Raw genomic sequence first — 18,137 nt, 5'->3', positions numbered from 1 at the left:
AATCCATGGTTCAGGTTCGTTTTCCGTCGCACTTTCAGGGGTTTATGCTGGTCTCCGGGGTGGGGAAGGCGTCCACCCCGCTCAACGCCTTTGACAGCGCCCTTCACCATGCGGGCATCAGCCAGTTCAATCTCGTGAAGGTCTCCAGCATCCTTCCGCCCGGAACGCCCAGGGTGGAGCATATCCACCTTGCTCCGGGATCCCTGCTCCCCATTGCCTATGGTGCCGAGGTGAGCTCCACCCGGAACGAGCGCATCACGGCTGCCGTCTCCGTGGCCATCCCGGAGGATCCCGCATCCATCGGCGTGATCATGGAATATTCCGGAGAACTTTCCCCGGACGACGCCCGCCGGCTGGTGGAGGCCATGGCCCGGGAAGCCATGGCCATGCGGGCGATCCCCGTTCGGGAGATTCTTGTGGAGGTGGCGAGCACCGTGGTGGAGGATGGTCCCACCGCGGTTTTTGCCGGCGTGGCCCTCATCCCGGGAGGCGAAGCATGATCCGGGTGGAGGAAATCCACGGAAAGGACGCCGGGATCGTGTTCCTTCCGGAGCGGGTGCTGTATCACCGGCGTTCAAGCGTTCAGGACATCCTGGTGATCGAAACCCGGGATTACGGGCGGGTGCTCCTTCTGGACGGGCTGGTGATGACCACGGAACGGGACGGGTTTTTCTATCACGAAGCCCTGGTTCACCCGGTCATGCAGCACCACCCGGATCCCCGCAAGGTCCTGATTCTGGGCGGCGGAGATGGAGGAACGGCCCGGGAGGTGCTGCGATATCCGGACGTGGAACGGGTGGTGATGGTGGAGATCGATCCCGAGGTGGTGGAGGTCTCCAAAACCTTTTTCCCGGAATATGCCGAGGCCTTTCATCATCCCCGCCTGGAACTTGTCACCCAGGATGCAGCGGAGTTTGTCCGTTCTGCCGGGGAAACCTTTGATGTGGTCCTTCTGGACACGAGCGACCCCGTGGGACCGGCCACCGTGTTTTACACGCCGGCATTTTATGAAAACCTTCTGAAGGTGATGGAACCCGTGTCGGTCGTGGGTATTCAGGCTGAATCTCCCATTTTTCACCGCGACCGTCTGAAGGAACTCCATGAAATCCTGAAGAACGTTTTCCGGACGGTTCGACCCTATGTGGCACCCGTGCCCACCTATCCAGGGGGACTCTGGGCCTTTCTTCTCGCCTCACCGCAGCCTTCTCTCCCGGCCTTTCGGCGGATGATTCCGGAGGGACTCCAGTTCTATCATGAAGGTCTTCACCGGGCCCTGTTCAGCCTTCCCCTGTTCCTGAAAAACCTGCTGGAAGTTGAAGAACCCGCCTGACTCCATGCCGGTGCGTGTGCTGGGGATCCCCACAGAGGGAAAAGAAAACTTTCTGAAGGGTGTGGCCCTCGCGCCTGCCTTCATCCGGTGGGGCTTTGTGGGGATTGAGGATGCAAGCCCCTATCAGGACGGGAAGGTCCTCCAGCCCTTCGAAGATCTGGGGGATCTTCCCTTTGTTCTTGAAGAAAGTGACGGGCGGAACCGTCTGGATCGTCTCCTGGAGCTCTGGCCTGACAACCTGACACCGCCTTTCCTCCTCCTGGGAGGCGATCACCTCATCACCCTTGCCGGTGTGGAACACGCCCTGCGCACCCATCCCGACCTTCACATCGTCCATCTGGACGCCCATCTGGATGCCCGAAAGCAATATCTGGGGGATGCCTTCACCCATGCCACGGTGATGCACCATGTCGCCCGGCGTGTCCAGAACCGCGTCCTCTCCATCGGCATCCGCTCCCGGGCCCCCGAAGAAGAACCCGCCTGGGAGGTCCGGTTGGCCGGTGAAACCGATCTGACCCGGATCCCGCTTCCGGAGGGTCCCGTGTATCTCACGGTGGATATGGACGTGTTTGGAGATTTCCCCTGCGTGTCCAACTTTGAGCCAGGCGGGCTCTCCTTTCGTGAATTCGTGCATCTCCTGAAGGGCATTCCCCGCCTCGTGGCCGCCGATCTCGTGGAATACAACCCCCTTGCCGGCCCTCCGGCCTGCGCGTCCTTTGCCGCCGTGGTGTTCCGGGAACTTCTCCTCGCCCTTCAGTGAAGATACCGGCGGGCAAAACGCCTGCGGGGGACGGAGAGGAGAAACTGACGCAATTCCTGCGGATTTTTCGCTTCCAGAAAACGGTCCATAAATTCGGGGTGGTGGGCAATCTGGGCGATGGACGCGAGGATCCGCAGGTGGAGAAGGCGATAGTCCAGGGTGGAAACAAAGGCGAAAATGGCGTGGACCTTTCGGTCCGGTGACCCCCAGGGAATTCCCTGTTCACTTCTTGTAATCACCAGCGCAAACTTCCGGTTTCCGGGAATCACAACGTGGGGAATGGCCAGACCGGGAGCAACCCAGGTGGAGAGTTCCGCTTCCCGGTTCTTGAAGCGGACCCGAAGGTCTTCGGGCGAGATATCCAGAAGTTCGGAAAACGCCCTGGCAAGAATTTCAAAAACGGTCTCCTGATCCACCTGCCCTTCAAGATCCAGGACCCGCGCCTTCTCAATAAGGAGATCCAGATCATCACGCGCCGCATAGGCGGGTTCGGAAAGCTTGAGCACCCTCACCCGGTCGCTGGCGTGGAGGCCTTCCAGGGCATAGAAGAACACGGGGACGCCATCCCGGATCACAGAGAGGGGGAGCACCACGTCGTGCTGATACACGGTTTCTAGAAACAGTTCCGGGTGAATCTCCCGGGTCACTCCCACCTCATCCGGCTGGACCCGCCCTTCCCCAACCCACCGGATCCACTCGTTGAGGGTGAATGCGCCGAAGTTGAAAGGAAGAAGTCCCTCCTCCTGCACCGGTTCCCACAGGGCATCCTTGTGGTCTGCCTCCACCAGCACATACACTTCGGGGACCAGGAAGATCTCCCGGGCGTATCGGCCCACCAGGACGTTGGTTTCCGTGTTGGGGGTCATCACGATGAGGGTGCGCACCTTTTCTGCTCCAGCCGTTTCAAGCACCTCTTCTTTGAGCGCATTCCCCTGGACGCACGCGTATCCCTGCCGTTCAGCCTCTTCGCAAAAATCGGGGTTGGCGTCCACCAGCACGACACCGGCTTCTTCCAGCGCACGAGCCAGATGCCGCCCCACCGGGTTAGCCCCCACAAGGAGGACCCCCTTCCGGGTTCGGGAAGCTTCCAGTTCGCCCCTTCGACGGAGCCAGGCCACCCCGGCCTTGAGGAGCAGGGGGACGCTCAGGGTGGTGAAAAAGGCCATGAGAACCAGGGCCGAAAAGGTGGAAGGCTGAAGCACACCGGATTCAAGGCCAATCTGTGCCACGATGATGCCGACCGCACCACGGCCGTTGAGAGCGCTTCCCAGCACCAGTCCCTCCCGCCAGGGATAGCCACCCCCTGCATAAAACAGCATGGTCCCCAGGATCTTGGAAAGGGTGGCTCCGAAGAGGACCAGGAGGAAAAAAGGGAGGGCGTGCATCACACTGCCCAGATCCACATCAAACCCGGCATACACAAAGAACACCGGAGCAAGGAATCCCACCGAAAGGTCGTGGACCATCTCCCGGAGTTCGTGGGAGAGTTTGCGCCGAATCATCCCTTCCCGCATAAACAACCCCGCAATGAACGCCCCCAGGATGGCGTGCATCCCGGCCCATTCCGCCATGGCCGCATACACCAGGGCCACGATGAGCAGAAGGGTGAAGTTCACCGTTCGCCCCTGAAAGCCCACCCGGCTCACAAGGCGTGCAAGGAGGGGAAGGCCATAGTGGCCGATCACCACGGCTGCGGTGAAAAAGGCGCCCACGTGAAGAAGGGTGGAGATCAGGGTGTGGAATGCGAAACTCCCGGTGTGGATGAGGCCATACACCAGGGCCAGAAGCACCAGGGCGAGGATGTCCGTGGTGAGGGCGGTGGCGATCAGGACACTTGCAAGACGTGTCCCGAGGAGGTTCAGGTCCACCAGAATCCGGGATTTGGTGGCCAGGGCGGTGACCGCAAACGTGGTGGCGATGATCAGGTTTTCCTGGAGGGAAAGCCCGGCGAAATAGCCGATCCCGAAACCGGTAACGAAGGGGATCAGCACCCCTCCGAAGGTGGCCCAGAAGCCTGGCCGGGCTTCCCGCAGGATGTCGGTGTAATCCATCTCCATGCCGATGTAGAGCATGAGCAGGAACACCCCCACCTCGGCCAGGGCCGCAAGCCCTTCGGAAGGCTGGATCCATCCGAGGAGGGCCGGCCCGAACACGATCCCCGCCGCCAGTTCTCCCAGCACCGCGGGATAGCCCATGCGTGCCACCACTTCTCCCGAAATCCACGCGAGAGAAAGGGCGAGAAGAAGGTGGATCAGGCTGAACCCACCGGCTCCCGAAGTGGCGCTCTGGATCAGGTGAATCAGCCCTTCCACATGAACGCCTCTCTGTGCTGTCGCAGATAGGCGAGAACGGATTCCATGTCTTCCGGGAGGGGTGCTTCAAAGGTCACCCAGGCGCCGGTGGCCGGGTGTTCAAAGGAAAGTCTCCAGGCGTGAAGGGCCTGGCGATCAATCCGGGAAAGGATCTCCCGAACGTGGGGAAGCAAGGTGCTCGGGACCACCTGAAAGATCTTCCGGGTATCCCGTCCGGAATAGGTGGGGTCCCCGATCACGGGATGGCCGTAATGTTCCATATGAACCCGAATCTGGTGGGTTCTGCCCGTTCCCAGGGTGATTTCAAGAAGGGTGGCAAGCTTCCCGAAACGCTCCCTGACCCGGAACCGGGTGAGGGCCGGCCGGGAATGGAGGGGGGTGACGGCCATGCGGGTCCGATGGATGGGATGCCGGCCGATGGGCGCGTGGATCTCCCCTTCGTGGACCGGAACGCTTCCCCACACCAGCGCAAGGTACATACGGGAGGCCGTGCGATCCTCAATCTGTCGGGAAAGACTCCGCACCCCCCGTTCGGAACGGGCCACCACCATCACGCCGGAGGTATCCTTGTCCAGCCGGTGGACGATGCCCGGGCGAACCCGTTCAGACGTTTCGGGGAGATCATGATATCGTCCCATCAACGCGTTCACCAGAGTGTTCATAAAGTTGCCCCGGGCGGGATGGACCACCACCCCCACCGGCTTGTTGATCACCACGAGATCCTGGTCCTCATACAGGATGGGGATCTCCATTTCGGGTTGAGGGATGATCTCGTGGTTCACCCGGATTTCGTATTCCACATGGATTTCGTCCCCTTCCTTCACCCGGTATCCGGCCTTCGTCACGGGTTTTCCGTTCACCAGGACGTGGCCGGACTGGATAAGTTTCTCCACCTGGCTCCTGGAAAGGCCAATACCCGATTGCGTAATGTAGTGATCCAGCCGGGTGCCCGCCATCCGGGCGGCCACCCGACGGTGAAAGGTTTTTTGAACCACGGGGAACTTTCCGCTCATGGCGGGGGGATTGTACGATACGGAAAGGGAAAGGTCAAGAATCCGGGGCGTCGGAATCCAGGAGGACCTCAAAGGTTTCCAGCACGTTGGGGGCCCGAAAAGCCTCCCGGGGAAGGGAACCGCTGCGGGCATGACCTTCCCGGAATTCAGGGGAATTCACCCAGGCCTCAAAATGGGCCCGGCTCTCCCAGAAGGTCATCACGATATAGGGTTCTTTTGCCGGGTCCTCCGGTCGGAGGACCACGTTCCGGATGAACCCCGGCATCCGATCCACAAGACGCGCCCGGTTGCGGAACACCTCTTCAAAGTCCCGGGCATAGTCCGGATGGACAAAGATGCGGTTCATGGTCACGAACATGTCCGAAGGATAGAGGTTTGGGACCGGAGCATCAACGCTGGAGCCAATGCGTGTGGTTGACAGTTGCACGGAGGGGGTGTAGGATATAGCCCAACGCCGGAAAGGAGGATACCGACGGTGGAACGGGTTCTTTCGGGTATGCGCCCGACGGGGCGTTTGCATCTCGGACATCTTTTTGGTGTTCTGGAGAACTGGAAGGATCTGCAGAACCGGTATGCATGCTATTTCTTTGTGGCGGACTGGCATGCCCTGACGGAAGATCCCCGAAAATCCCTGGAGTTCCGGACCAACATCGAAGAAATGGTGATGGACTGGCTGGCTTCCGGCGTGGACCCCGAAAAGGCCGTTCTCTTCGTGCAGTCCTGGATTCCCGAGCATGTGGAACTCCACATGGTCCTTTCCATGCTCACCACGGTCTCCCGTCTCACCCGGATGCCCACGCTGAAAGAATACGTGGCGCAGCTCAAAGCAGAAGAACTCCGGACCCAGCAGAAGAACCTTCTCGAAGAGGCAAGCCAGAGAACCGCCGATACCCTTTTCGCCCGCCTGTCGGAGCTTCAGAATCACCCGGATCGGGAAGCCATCCTGAAAGCGGAGATGAAGAAGACCTTTCTGGACAGCCTGAAGGCTGCCGGACAGGAGGTGGAGGAAGAACTGTCCTACGGTCACCTCGTGAGCTACGGGCGGCTGGGGTATCCGGTCCTCCAGTCGGCCGATGTGCTCCTCTATCGTCCGGCCTTTGTGCCCATCGGGGAAGATCAGGCAGCCCACCTGGAACTCACCCGGGAGCTGGCCCGGCGTTTCAACCGGACCTACCGGAAAGAGGTGTTCCCCATCCCCCGTCCCCTGTTCACCGAACACAAAAAAGTCCTGGGCACGGACGGTCGGAAGATGTCCAAGTCCTACAACAACACCATCGTCATCGGAGAAGATCGGGAAAGCCTTGCGAAGAAAGTGCGGGGCATGTTCACCGACCCCCAGAAGGTGCGCAAGAACGATCCGGGCCGGCCCGAGATCTGCCCGGTGTTCCACCTCCACCGCATCGTCACCCCTGCCCAGGAAGTGGAAGCCATTGAACGGGACTGCCGGTCCGGTGCGCTGGGATGCGTGGCGTGCAAAGCGCGTCTGCTTGAACATCTGGAACCCAAAATGGACGAACTCCGGGAAGCCCGGTCTCGTTTTGAAAAGCGTCGTCAGGACGTCTGGGATATTCTGGAAGAGGGAACGCGAAAGGCGCGGGAAATGGCGCGATCCACCATGGAACAGGTGTATGAGGCCATGGGCATGCCCCGGCCGGGAGGCGCTTCCTGATGTTCACCGGTCTCATCCGTCATCTGGGGGTGGTGGAGGATCCCACACCGACGGAGGAAGGCCTTCGTTTCTGGATCCGATCAGAACTCGCCCGGGATCTCCGGGTGGGGGATTCGGTAGCCGTAGACGGAGCGTGTTTGACCGCGGAACAGGTGAAAGACGAGCGGTTCCGGGTCTTCCTTTCTCCGGAAACCCTTGAGAAAACCCACTTCGGCATGGGGGTTCGCCCCGGTCAGAAGGTTCATCTGGAACGACCTCTCCGGATGGGGGATCCGCTGGACGGACACCTGGTCCTGGGCCACGTGGATACGGTGGGGGTGATCCGGGCCCTGGTTCAAACCCGGGAAGGAGCCCGCATGACCGTGGACGTGCTCCGGGAGGAGTTTGCCCCACTTCTTGTGGAGAAGGGGTCCATTGCCGTGGACGGGGTGTCCCTCACCGTCAACGGGATCCAGGACACCCGCGTGGAGATCCAGCTCATCCCCCACACCCTGGAACGAACCCATTTTCTGGAAAAAGGGGCAGGAGCCCCCGTGAATGTGGAATTTGACGTGATCGGAAAATACGTGCTCCGGCTGGGAACGGCCTATGTCACAACCCGCTGAAAACAAACGTCCCGTTGTGTTTTCCACGGGTTTTCTCTGGAAGACCCCCCTTCTTCCTTATCTGGACCTCTTTCGTGAAGCGGGATTTCATCATCTCGAGGCGGTGTTCGTGGATGCCCCCTGGAAGGAAGCCGATGCCCGGGCTGTTCGGAAGAAGGCAGATGAACATGGGCTTGTCTTTTATTCTCTCCACGCGCCGTTTGTGGACGTGGACCTCACTTCCGAGAACCAGGACTTGTGGAGCCGGTCCGTGGACAAGATCCGGGTGTCCTTTCAGGTGGGCCAGGTGCTGGGGGTGAAGGTGGTGGTCATCCATCCGGGAGGAATCTATTCCGACGACCGCAATCCCCGTCGTCTGATCCGGGTCCGGGAAGCCCTGGAACGCCTCCTGCCGGAGGCCCGGGAGCACGGTATCCGGATTGCGGTGGAAAACATGATGCCCAAGTTCTGGGGACGGCGTCTGGATGATCTCGTGGCCCTGATGTCGGACCTCCCTGACGAGATCGGGGTGTGCATGGACACATCTCATCTCGTGATGAGCAACACCCAGGTCTCCGAATTCTGGGAACGCCTGGGTCACCGGGTGATCCACACCCACCTTTCAGACAACTGGGGCGAGGGGATGGATGATCACATCCTCCCGGACGAGAAGGGAAGGGTTCCCTGGGATCAGGTGATGGGGGTGCTCCGAAAGGCGTCCGTTCCCTTCACATTTGAAATTTACAACACCTATGGAGACGTCCCCTTCTCCGAGTTTCTCCGAATGGCCCGGGAGCGGATTGATGCCTTTCTCCGAACCTACATTCCGGAGGATGCCCCATGAAGTTTCAGCGTCTGCGTGGATTTGAGGATCTTCTGCCTGAGGAGATGCGCTGGAGACATGCGTTTCTGGACCGCGTTCGGAACATCTTTCTTGCCCACGACGTGCACTGGATCACCACGCCCACCCTGGAGCGAACCGAACTTTTTGAGCGCAGCATTGGCGAGGCCACCGACATCGTGGAAAAGGAGATGTTCACCTTTCAGGATCGGGGAGGGCGCCGGGTAACCCTCCGACCCGAAGGCACGGCCCCGGTGGTGCGGGCCTTTCTGGAGCACCGCATGCAGCCTCCCCTTCGTCTGGGATACCATATCAACAACTTCCGGGCCGAGCGTCCTCAAAAAGGGCGCCTGCGGGAATTCTGGCAGGTGGGCGTGGAGTTTCTGGGCTATGCCCATCCCGCTTCGGATGTTCTTCTCATCCAGATCGCCACAGAAATTCTTGAGGCCGCGGGCGTTTCTTCCTGGCGGTTGGAACTGCACACCCTCGGAACACCCGATGAGCGCGCACGCTACCGGGAAGAACTCCGGAAATACCTTGAAGACAAACCGCTGTGTCAGGACTGCGAGAAGCGGAAAGAGCGCAATCCCCTCCGGGTGCTGGACTGCAAGATTGACGGCCCCCACCTGGAGGATGCACCCCGGCTGGTGGAGTTTCTTGGGGCAGAAAGCCGCGCCTTTTACGAATCCGTGAAAGAGGGCCTTGCCCGGGCGGGCATTCCCTTTGTGGAAAATCCCCGGCTGGTTCGGGGACTGGATTATTACACCCACACCGTGTTTGAGTTCAAAGCGGAAGGGCTCGGTGCCCAGGATGCGGTGGGGGGAGGGGGGCGCTATGACGGTCTCGTGGCCTATCTTGGGGGACCCGACACCCCGGCTTCAGGATTCGCCATGGGCGTGGAACGTCTCCATCTTGCCTCCCGCATGGAGGCGCCTTCCCTTCCACCCCTCGTGGTGGTCCTGGGGGTGGACGAACCCGATCTCCCCGACGCCATGGCGCTGGGGGAGGCCATCACCGGAAAAGGACCCTGGCGGGTGCATGTGTACCCGGAGCGGCGAAGCCTCAAAGCCCGCATGCGCCTGGCCAACCGCCTCCAGGCCCGGCTCGTCCTCTTCGTGGGCGAAGAGGAACGCCGGATGGGGAAGGTTCGGGTCCGGGACATGGCTTCCGGCGAAGACGCGGTGGTGCCCCGGGAGGGCATCCTGGCTTTCCTTCACAAGACGCTGAAAGAGTCATGACCACAGACTGGATCCGGGTGCTGGAAGAGCGCGGAGCCGTACTCCGCGGCCACTTTCTCCTCACCTCCGGCCTCCACGCCGCGGTGTATGTGGAAAAATTCCGCATCTTAGAAGATCCGGAGCTTCTCTCTTCCCTCGTGTCCGACGCCCTCCCACTCGTCTCTCAACGCTCCCCCCATGTGATCGTGGGACCCACCACGGGCGGCGTGCTCGTGGCCTATGAACTGGCCCGGCAGCTGCGGGTCCGCGCCTATTACGCGGAACGTCAGGGAGACCGGCGGGTGTTCCGGCGGGGGTTTGTGTTCACGCGAGGCATGCGGGTGTTTCTTGCCGACGACGTTCTCACCACAGGCTCCTCGCTCCGCGCCACCCTGGATGCCCTTCCCCCTTCGGTGGAGGTCGTAGGCGCCTTTGTGCTCATTGACCGGCGGAAAGAAGGCGCGCAGGGTTTTCCCTTCCCCGTGATTTCAGCCATCCGTATGCCCCTGGATGCCTATCCGCCGGAGGCCTGCCCTCTGTGCCGCCAGGGCGTTCCCCTCGCGGTTCGGGGAAAGGGAACAGCATGAAGGTCCTCCTGCGTGTTCTGATCGCTTTCGCCCTCCTTGCCTGGCTCCTTTCCCGAATGGATGTTCAGGCCGTTCTGGCGCTCGTGGGACAGTCCTCTCCTGTGGATCTCCTTCTCGCCTTTCTGTCCGTTCACGTGGCGTATGTTCTCCTCACCTTCCGGTGGAAGATCCTGCTGGATGGAAGTTCGGTCCGTGTCCCTTTCCGGGATCTCCTGAAGCTCACCTACATCTCTCACTTTGCCGGATATCTTCTTCCCGGTGGTTTCTCCATTGATGCGGTTCGGGGTGTCTATCTGTGGCGGGATCTTCCCGGAAAGCGGGGGGAAGGTCTTGCTTCCATTCTGGTGGATCGGGTGGTGGGGTTCTGGGCCATTCTCTTCCTTGCCTTCCTGGGGGCTGTGGGTTTGAAAGAGAAGGCCCTGGTGTATCCCCTGGGGCTTGCGCTTCTGTCCATGACAGCGGGGTGGATTGTGGTGTTTCTCGAGCCTGTGGGAAAGATTCTCCGCCGGGTGGCTGAACCCATTCGTGGAGGGCACTACATACTCCGTCTTTACGAAGCCACCCGGCGTTTTGCCCGGGCGCCCGGACGCCTTCTCCTTTCGGCAGGCATTTCCCTGGCCTTCCAGTTTTTCTATGTGCTGGCCGCGCATCTGACATTGCGTGCCGTGACGTCCTCTCCCCCTTCCCTTCCGGCCACCCTGGCGTATGTGAGCCTGATCAACGCCCTGACCATGATTCCCGTTACGGTGGGTGGACTCGGGATCCGGGAAGGGGGGTTCGTGGCGGCCTTTTCCCGGTTCATGAGCCGGGAGGCGGCTTTCGCTTCAAGCCTCCTGTATTACGCGGTGAGCGTGCTTGCAGCCCTTCCGGGAGCTTTCCTGTGGCTTCTGGAACGGGATCGGATCCAGGCCGTTCTTCATGAGGAACCCTGAAGGGCGTTTATCCTTCCCGGTTTCCCCTGACCGGTTTTTGACGGGCGCCCCCCTTTTCGGTGCGGGGATCGTGCTCTGGAGTCTCCTGGTTCTTCCGTTATGGATGAAGGGCATTCTCCTTCTAATGCTGGGCATTCTGGCGCTGGTTTCCCTTCGATTTCGCTTCCTGTTCCTGGTGGGGCTGCTGGGTGTTTTTCTCGGAACCAGGGAGGCTTCCCGGGAGTGGGTGGGGGTTTTCCGGGTGGAGGAGGATCAGGTGGTGGCCTGGAGAGCCCCCGGCTCTTCCGATTTTGCGCCCATACGGATTTCACTGAGCACACCCCTCACGCCCCCGGGATCTGTCCGGACGGTGGCCGGGCGTCTGACGGTCCAGGGTGCTGTGACGAGTTTTCGGGGCGATACGCTGGAAGCCCAACCGGCGCCGGGTGTCCGGGCCCGGATCCGGCGGTGGGTGGCTGAACGTCTGGACGTCTATCCGCCTGAAACCCGGGGGGTGTTCATGGCCATGCTTCTGGGGAACCGTCTGGGACTCTCTCGATCCGTGCGGGAGGCGTTGAAACGGGCCGGGCTCTTCCACATCCTGGCCCTGTCCGGTTTGCACGTGGGGTTCTGGCTGGGGATGGTGTGGCTTCTGGGCGTCATGCTGGGCCTTCCCTTCCGGTGGCGTTATGTGCTCCTTCTCTCTGGTCTTGTGCTGTATCTCTGGGGGGTGGGGGTGCGACCTTCGGTCCTCCGGGCGTCGGTCATGGCGGGGTTGTGGGTTGCGGGGAGACTTCTGGGCCGTCCCCTTCGCTTAGCCCAGGTCTGGGGAGGCGCCCTCTTCCTGTCCCTTCTGGTTGCGCCCCACCAGGCTTCATCCCCCGGACTGATCCTCTCCTTTCTTGCAACGGGCGGGATTTTTCTTGTCCTTCCTGAAGCACGGGGCCTGCCCGGCTTCATTCAGGGCCTGATGGTTTCTCTGGGAGCCAGTCTCGCCACCTGGCCCTATCTTGCCTGGACTTTTGGCGGTGTGAACCTGCTCGCACCTCTGTGGAACGCTCTGGCCCTTCCCCTGGTGGGGCTTGCCTACAGCGAGGCCATGCTTTCGCTCGCGGGCGGCCATCCCTTTGCCTGGATCGCCCATCACCTGATGGGCTTTCTTCTCAACGTTGCCGAAAGGTTGCCGGGATTCCTGGACGTCCGGCTTTCGGAATGGGAGATGGTGGGACTGTACGGGGGAATGCTGGGGCTTTATGGGCTCCAGAGGCGGCGCAGAGAAACCACCTGAAATTCCCGCTCCACCCGCAGGGTGCGGTGAAAGGCCTCCTGGGGTGTTTCCCCCAGCGTCACAAGACCGTGATCGCGAAGGATGATGGCTTTGGCCCCCTCACGGACGACCGAGACAATGCGCTCGGCCAGTGTTTGGGTTCCGGTGGGCCCCTCCACCACGGGCACAGCGCCTTCAAACAGGCGAACCTCTTCGAGAATGGGGTGATACACACCGGGAAGGGCATGGCTTGCCGCCACCGAGAAGGGGGGATGGGTGTGATACACGGTCCGTGTGGGGACCGCCTGATAGATGGCCCGGTGAAATCGCCATTCGGAAGACGCTTCCGGCGGGACGTTGCCCTCAAAGGGAACCCAGACGAAATCGTCAGGGGTGAGATGGCGTTTCTCTTTGCCTCCGGGGGTGATCCAGAAGCCCTCTTCGCCTCTCAGGCTGAAATTCCCTTCGGTGGCCCAGAGAAACCCCTGCTCCGAAAGAAACCGAACATGCTCCAGGATTTCTTCCAGCCGGGCGGTGGGAAGGGGCGGATGGGTCATGCGGAGGTGTCGTGGTTTTCGTGCGTATCGCTGGCGTCGTTGCCGGACTTCTGGGCCTCAGGGGTCTCTTTTCGGGCCCGGATCACGTCATAAAAGGCGCGCAGACGTTCCAGCACACGGGCGTGGAAGGATCCTTCTTCAAACGTCCCGTCGGGAAGACGCTTCCCCGCCGGAAGTCCAGTCATGATGGGGATCACCTCATCCAGATGGCGCACCGCCCAGATGTGGAACCGGCCTGCCTGGACCGCCTCCCGTACCTCCCGATCCAGCATGAGATTCCGAACGTTCTGGACAGGGAGGATCACCCCCTGAGTTCCGGTGAGCCCCTTTGCCTTGCATGCCCGGAAAAAGCCCTCCACCTTTTCGTTCACACCACCCACGGGCTGAACCTCTCCCAGCTGATTGAGAGAGCCTGTGATGGCCACGTCCTGGCGAACCGGGATGTCTCCAATGGCCGAAAGAAGGGCCAGGAGCTCGGCGACTGTGGCGGAATCTCCCTCCAGCATCCCGTAACTCTGTTCAAAGGCGATCTGAGCGCTGAAAGAGAGGGGAAAGAGCCCGCCGTACTGGGATTTGAAATAGCCACCCAGGATCAGCACGGCCTTGTTGTGGATTTTGCCGGAAAGACCGGCTTCTTTTTCGATGTTCAGGAGCCCTTCGGCCCGGGAGGGGACGGCGCGGGCGGTGATCCGGTAGGGGCGGGCAAAGCGATAATCGCCGAGGTCGAACACGGCGAGGCCGTTGACCGCCCCCACCCGTTCGCCTTCTGTGTCCACGAGGATGGTTCCCCGGGCGATGTGTTCCAGCGTTTTTTCCTCATACAGATTCAGCCGGAACCGGCGCTTTTCCAGGGCGGTTTCCACGTGCTCCCGCTTCACCACCTCGCTTCCGGACTGCTGGGCAAAGAAGTGGGCTTCCTCCACCAGGTCCGCAATCTCCGAAAACCGGAGAGTGAGCTTCTCCTTGTCATCGGAAAGGCGGGAGGCATATTCCACCACCGCGGCCACCCCCGATGCATCAAAGGGAAGAAGATTTTCCTGTTCGCACAAACCCGCCACAAACCGTCCGATCAGACGGGAGGACTCGGACGTCCGGGGCATGGTGGTGTCAAAGGGCGACTTCACCTTGAAGAGTTCCGGAAAATCGGGGTCCATCTGATAGAGGAGGTGATAGATCCAGGTTTCGCCAATCAAAATCACTTTCCCGGTAAAAGGAACGGGTTCAGGTTCCACGCCTTTCGTCGGGATCACGCCCAGGCGTTCTCCCGGATCCTGAATCTGAATGTTGCCGGTTTTCAGAATCTGTTTCAGAACGTCATAGGCCCAGGGATATTTGAACAGTTCCAGGGCTTCAATCACCAGAAATCCCCCGTTGGCCCGGTGAAAACTTCCCGGACGGATCAGGGTGAAATCCGCCTGAAGCACCCCCATCACGGCTTCCCGCTCCACCCGCCCCGCCAGGTTGGTGAAGGAGGGATGGTATTCAAACACCACAGGCGCACCCTCGGTTTCAGAATGATCCACCAGGACGTTCACCTGATAGCGCCGCAGGGGGTTCTGAGGTCCCTGAGGAAGTTCTCCCTGAAGAAAGATCTGGAAGTTCCGGAGCATGTCTTCCTGAACGGCGGAAAGATAGTCCGGAATTTCGTCCACGTCCCGATAGCGGGCTTTCAGTTCGTCAATCAGCGGCGTGATGGCGTTCTGGGCCGTTTGCTTCTCCAGCTCCTGGACCCTTTCCTGGGTTTCCCGATCGATTTTCCGGAAGGTCTGAAGGGTGCGCTGCACGTCCTCTTCCAGAAGCTGGCGCTGATGTTCCAGGTTGGCCCGCACGTCTGGAGAGAGACGGGCAAAATCCTGAGGAGAAAGGGGCTTCCCTTCCCAGATGGGGATGAGAATGATGCCGAAGGGGGTCATCTGAACCTGGAACCCCAGGGCGCTGGCTTTCTTCTGGAGGTCTGAGAGAATTTCCTGTTTCCGCTGTTCGTTTTCCCGGAGGATCTGCTGGCGAGCCTGGGCAAAGGTTTCGGACTCAAAGGCGGTGCGGATGGCGCGCTGAACGTTCTGGATGAGTTCTTCCATGTCTTTCCGGAGTGTCCGCCCCATCCCCGCAGGAAGGGTGACCGCGTTGGGCTTGGTGGGATCCTCAAAATTGAAGAGATAGACAAGATCTGGCGGTGTGGGGAGGGTTTTCGCCACCCGTTTCAGCTCTTCTTCCACCAGGGTCCGCTTGCCCGTTCCCGGTGGCCCGGCCACATAGACGTTGTAACCTTTCCGGGAAAAGGCAAGTCCGAGGGAAAGGGCTTCCACCGCCCTGGGCTGACCGACGATCTCCTTCAGGGGTTCCAGTTCCCGGGTGGAGGAAAACCCGAGTTCCTCTTCATGACAGGGTCGGAACAGATCTTCCAGAGCAAGAGGGGAAGGCTTGAATTCGGCCATGGTATGCTCCTTGAGAGAAAAAGAACGTGGAGCCGGTGGGATTCGAACCCACGACCTCCAGACTGCCAGCCTGGCGCTCTCCCAGCTGAGCTACGGCCCCACGTGAAAGCCTCATAAGTATAGGGGAGGGGGGAGAGATTTTCAACATCTCGCATGCTGAAGTTCACCCATGAGTTCGGACACCCGGGAAGAGGGATTGGATGAACGTGTGGTGCACACGTTGAATCAAGGATCTCCATTCTTTGAGCGGCAATCGCCATTTCTTCTCAAGCAGGATAAAAGGCCCGGAAAAGCGTTTCCATCTTGCAGAGCCTGTACGACGGAAAAGTTCCTGGCGTACCTCTCCTCCAAGAAGCAGCACAATACCGTAGACCAGGAGCAAAAATCCTACCAGCTTTTGTCCCGGAACGATTCCCCCATCTCCTCTCCATCCGCCTCCGGCACAACCGCAGCGCTTCTTCAGGTTCCGGTGTGGTCATCAGCCATCAAGGTCACCCGCCCCCACGCCCACGTTGACTAACGAATACTTTCCGGGGTCCCCATGGCGTTTCCTGAAGGAAACGCCATGGGGTGAGAGATGGCGCAGGAGAGTCGTATAGCTGAATTCCCGGTCCATCACAAGGGGACGATTTCCAGAGAACCTTCCAGGAAAGAAGCGTCTGGATGTGGACGGCATTTCGTGAGCTTCCCGTATCTTTGAGGGTTTCTGAGGAGAAGCCGGAAAAAGAAATTGCATGAACGACTTCAGGGGTATACGCTTGTCCGGAGATCAGGCCCCCGATCTTGACGGGGTGGAAGGGGTTCTGTATACTCACTACCGTCATGAGCGGTGTGGCGATCACCCTGATCCTCCGTGGCTGGTGGTGGACGAGCCGCCAGGGGGTCGGGGTATCGCCGCCCTGAACGTGAGGCTTGTGCGATATCCTGACCCCCGGCGAAAGCCGGGGGTTTTTTATTTTGAAGGGTTTTCACCAACAAGGAGGTGTCCGATGCGCGACGTGGTGGTCCTGGATCAGCAGGACATGCCCCGGAGATGGTATAACATCCTGGCGGATCTTCCTTTTCCTCCGGATCCGCCCCGTCATCCTCAAACCGGTGAGCCCCTTCCCCCGGAGGCCCTGGAGGGACTGTTCCCGCGGGCCCTCATCGAACAGGAGGGTACCACCGAACGGGAAATCGAGATCCCCGAACCCGTCCTGGAGGCCTATCGCCTCTGGAGGCCCACCCCCCTCATCCGGGCCCGCCGGTGGGAAAAGGTCCTGGACACCCCCGCCCGCATTTACTTCAAATACGAGGGAACCAGCCCAGTGGGCAGCCACAAGCCCAACACCGCCGTTCCCCAGGCCTTCTATAACCGGGAAGAGGGGATCCGCCGCCTCACCACCGAAACCGGAGCCGGGCAGTGGGGGAGCGCCCTCTCCTTCGCCTCCTCCCTGTTTGGTCTTGCCTGCGAGGTCTACATGGTACGGGTGAGTTACGAACAGAAGCCCTACCGGCGGATCCTGATGGAAACCTTCGGCGCCCGGGTGATCCCCAGCCCCAGTCCCCACACGGAAGCCGGAAAACGATTCCTTGAGGAGGATCCCGATCATCCCGGCAGTCTCGGGATCGCCATCAGCGAGGCGGTGGAGGTGGCCCTGCAAGATCCCCAAACCCATTACAGCCTGGGAAGTGTCCTCAATCACGTGCTCCTTCACCAGACCATCCTGGGTCTTGAGACGCAAAAGCAACTGGAAATCCTGGGCGAACAGCCCGACATCCTGATCGGCGCCGTGGGAGGAGGGTCCAATTTCGCGGGCCTTGTTTTTCCCTTCCTTGGAGAGATGCTTCGTTCCGGAGATCGCCGTCGGTATCGGGTGATTGCGGTGGAACCTGCGGCCGCACCCTCCCTGACCCGCGGGGTGTATGCTTATGACTTTGGGGACACGGCCGGGATGACGCCTCTATTGCCCATGTATACCCTGGGACACCGGTTCGTCCCGCCTCCTATCCACGCAGGGGGGCTGCGGTATCACGGGATGGCGCCGGTGGTGTCCGCGCTGTATAAGGAAGGCTACATCCAAGCGGTGGCGGTGGATCAGGTAAGCGTCTTTGAGGCGGCGACGGAGTTCGTGCGGGCCCAGGGAATCATCCCCGCTCCGGAATCGGCCCATGCCGTAAAGGTGGCGCGAGATGAGGCCCTTCGGGCACGGGAGGAAGGAACGCCCCGGGTGATCGTGTTCAACCTCTCCGGGCACGGACACTTTGATCTTGCCGCCTATGATCAGTTCCTGAAAGGGGAGCTCTCTCCCAGCGTGATGCCTGCAGAGGAACTCGAAAAGCATCTCCAGGCGGTGCCCCGGAGGGCCTCCTGATTCGTGCGCGGCCGGGACAATGTCCCGGCCGCGCGGTAAAACCGCAAGTCTTTCCTTTCGCAACATCATGACACTTCCGGATCTGGTGATGCTTCATTTCCGGGAATTCCGCTTCGGCGAAAGTTTCACAGCTGAAACACCCCGCCCTGATATGTCTCGTGCGGTACTCATGGGGAAGTTCGGAACTCTATCGCTCTCCTTCTTCTGGCAATGGTTTTTCAATCATCCTGCGAACCGAACAGGCGGTCACCCATGACACTGGCCGAAAGGATTGACGAATACTTTCGGAAACTGGAACGG

18 protein-coding genes and 1 tRNA gene are annotated in these 18,137 nt (G+C 60.4%); 11 read left to right on the top strand and 8 right to left on the bottom strand.

Going from position 1 to position 18,137, the window contains the following annotated elements; all coding sequences use genetic code 11:
* Nucleotides 1-5: 5 nt before the first annotated feature.
* Genes AC6HU3_RS10315 through AC6HU3_RS10305 form a run of 3 tightly spaced genes read left to right on the top strand, consistent with a single transcriptional unit; the run spans nucleotide 6 to nucleotide 2,090 of the window.
* Nucleotides 6-500 carry a pyruvoyl-dependent arginine decarboxylase gene (locus AC6HU3_RS10315; RefSeq protein ID WP_497473674.1) on the top strand — a complete coding sequence of 165 codons (495 nt, stop codon included), beginning with the start codon at nucleotides 6-8 and terminating at the stop codon, nucleotides 498-500.
* Nucleotides 497-1,330, top strand: a complete 834-nt coding sequence (gene speE / locus AC6HU3_RS10310; protein WP_497473673.1) for a polyamine aminopropyltransferase — start codon at nucleotides 497-499, stop codon at nucleotides 1,328-1,330. Before AC6HU3_RS10315 ends, speE begins: the two co-directional genes overlap by 4 nt.
* A 4-nt stretch (nucleotides 1,331-1,334) precedes the next feature.
* The gene (locus tag AC6HU3_RS10305) at nucleotides 1,335-2,090 is read left to right on the top strand and encodes an arginase family protein (RefSeq protein WP_497473672.1); all 756 of its coding nucleotides are present in this window, start codon (nucleotides 1,335-1,337) and stop codon (nucleotides 2,088-2,090) included.
* Here the strand turns inward: AC6HU3_RS10305 and AC6HU3_RS10300 are convergent.
* Genes AC6HU3_RS10300 through AC6HU3_RS10290 form a run of 3 tightly spaced genes read right to left on the bottom strand, consistent with a single transcriptional unit; the run spans nucleotide 2,084 to nucleotide 5,773 of the window.
* On the bottom strand, nucleotides 2,084-4,402 hold the full coding sequence (locus tag AC6HU3_RS10300) for a cation:proton antiporter domain-containing protein (protein WP_497473671.1): 2,319 nt from the start codon (nucleotides 4,400-4,402) through the stop codon (nucleotides 2,084-2,086). The genes AC6HU3_RS10305 and AC6HU3_RS10300 overlap by 7 nt on opposite strands.
* The gene (locus AC6HU3_RS10295) at nucleotides 4,390-5,415 is read right to left on the bottom strand and encodes an RluA family pseudouridine synthase (protein WP_497473670.1); all 1,026 of its coding nucleotides are present in this window, start codon (nucleotides 5,413-5,415) and stop codon (nucleotides 4,390-4,392) included. The genes AC6HU3_RS10300 and AC6HU3_RS10295 overlap by 13 nt, the downstream gene beginning before the upstream one ends.
* Nucleotides 5,416-5,449: 34 nt before the next feature.
* Entirely contained in the window at nucleotides 5,450-5,773 is a 324-nt protein-coding gene (locus AC6HU3_RS10290; protein ID WP_497473669.1) for an antibiotic biosynthesis monooxygenase family protein, read from the bottom strand.
* Between the two features lie 117 nt (nucleotides 5,774-5,890).
* Between AC6HU3_RS10290 and trpS the strand changes: the two genes are divergently transcribed.
* Genes trpS through AC6HU3_RS10255 form a run of 7 tightly spaced genes read left to right on the top strand, consistent with a single transcriptional unit; the run spans nucleotide 5,891 to nucleotide 12,512 of the window.
* Nucleotides 5,891-7,084 (top strand): tryptophan--tRNA ligase, encoded by a 1,194-nt coding sequence (trpS, locus tag AC6HU3_RS10285; RefSeq protein WP_497473668.1) that lies wholly within the window; start codon nucleotides 5,891-5,893, stop codon nucleotides 7,082-7,084.
* Nucleotides 7,084-7,689 carry a riboflavin synthase gene (locus AC6HU3_RS10280; RefSeq protein WP_497473667.1) on the top strand — a complete coding sequence of 202 codons (606 nt, stop codon included), beginning with the start codon at nucleotides 7,084-7,086 and terminating at the stop codon, nucleotides 7,687-7,689. Before trpS ends, AC6HU3_RS10280 begins: the two co-directional genes overlap by 1 nt.
* Nucleotides 7,673-8,512, top strand: coding sequence for a sugar phosphate isomerase/epimerase family protein (locus AC6HU3_RS10275; RefSeq protein ID WP_497473666.1), 840 nt, complete (start codon nucleotides 7,673-7,675; stop codon nucleotides 8,510-8,512). Before AC6HU3_RS10280 ends, AC6HU3_RS10275 begins: the two co-directional genes overlap by 17 nt.
* A complete protein-coding gene (hisS, locus tag AC6HU3_RS10270; protein ID WP_497473665.1) occupies nucleotides 8,509-9,747 on the top strand; it encodes a histidine--tRNA ligase in 1,239 nt (412 codons plus the stop codon). The genes AC6HU3_RS10275 and hisS overlap by 4 nt, the downstream gene beginning before the upstream one ends.
* The gene (locus AC6HU3_RS10265; protein WP_497473664.1) at nucleotides 9,744-10,313 is read left to right on the top strand and encodes a phosphoribosyltransferase family protein; all 570 of its coding nucleotides are present in this window, start codon (nucleotides 9,744-9,746) and stop codon (nucleotides 10,311-10,313) included. Before hisS ends, AC6HU3_RS10265 begins: the two co-directional genes overlap by 4 nt.
* Nucleotides 10,310-11,245: a lysylphosphatidylglycerol synthase transmembrane domain-containing protein gene (locus tag AC6HU3_RS10260; RefSeq protein ID WP_497473663.1), complete on the top strand. Its 936-nt coding sequence runs from the start codon at nucleotides 10,310-10,312 to the stop codon at nucleotides 11,243-11,245. Before AC6HU3_RS10265 ends, AC6HU3_RS10260 begins: the two co-directional genes overlap by 4 nt.
* Nucleotides 11,232-12,512 carry a ComEC/Rec2 family competence protein gene (locus AC6HU3_RS10255; RefSeq protein WP_497473662.1) on the top strand — a complete coding sequence of 427 codons (1,281 nt, stop codon included), beginning with the start codon at nucleotides 11,232-11,234 and terminating at the stop codon, nucleotides 12,510-12,512. The genes AC6HU3_RS10260 and AC6HU3_RS10255 overlap by 14 nt, the downstream gene beginning before the upstream one ends.
* Here AC6HU3_RS10255 and AC6HU3_RS10250 read toward each other — a convergent pair.
* The 5 genes from AC6HU3_RS10250 to AC6HU3_RS10230 form a co-directional block, all read right to left on the bottom strand.
* Complete coding sequence (locus AC6HU3_RS10250; RefSeq protein ID WP_497473661.1) at nucleotides 12,476-13,048, bottom strand: class II aldolase/adducin family protein; 573 nt, start codon at nucleotides 13,046-13,048, stop codon at nucleotides 12,476-12,478. The genes AC6HU3_RS10255 and AC6HU3_RS10250 overlap by 37 nt on opposite strands.
* Nucleotides 13,045-15,483, bottom strand: a complete 2,439-nt coding sequence (locus tag AC6HU3_RS10245; protein ID WP_497473660.1) for a Lon protease family protein — start codon at nucleotides 15,481-15,483, stop codon at nucleotides 13,045-13,047. Before AC6HU3_RS10245 ends, AC6HU3_RS10250 begins: the two co-directional genes overlap by 4 nt.
* A 27-nt stretch (nucleotides 15,484-15,510) precedes the next feature.
* Nucleotides 15,511-15,583: transfer RNA gene (locus AC6HU3_RS10240), tRNA-Ala, on the bottom strand.
* Between the two features lie 63 nt (nucleotides 15,584-15,646).
* Nucleotides 15,647-15,865 (bottom strand): hypothetical protein, encoded by a 219-nt coding sequence (locus AC6HU3_RS10235; RefSeq protein WP_497473659.1) that lies wholly within the window; start codon nucleotides 15,863-15,865, stop codon nucleotides 15,647-15,649.
* A gap of 96 nt (nucleotides 15,866-15,961) precedes the next feature.
* Nucleotides 15,962-16,099 (bottom strand): hypothetical protein, encoded by a 138-nt coding sequence (locus AC6HU3_RS10230; protein WP_497473658.1) that lies wholly within the window; start codon nucleotides 16,097-16,099, stop codon nucleotides 15,962-15,964.
* Nucleotides 16,100-16,472: 373 nt separating this feature from the next.
* On the opposite strand from AC6HU3_RS10230, the gene AC6HU3_RS10225 reads away from it, so the two are divergent.
* Nucleotides 16,473-17,837 carry a TrpB-like pyridoxal phosphate-dependent enzyme gene (locus tag AC6HU3_RS10225; RefSeq protein ID WP_497536318.1) on the top strand — a complete coding sequence of 455 codons (1,365 nt, stop codon included), beginning with the start codon at nucleotides 16,473-16,475 and terminating at the stop codon, nucleotides 17,835-17,837.
* Nucleotides 17,838-18,137: the final 300 nt, after the last annotated feature.

The sequence above is a fragment of the Caldifarcimen microaerophilum genome, assembly GCF_055387105.1.
Note: the sequence above shows the minus strand (reverse complement) of the source record. Positions and strands in the feature narration are given on the sequence as shown.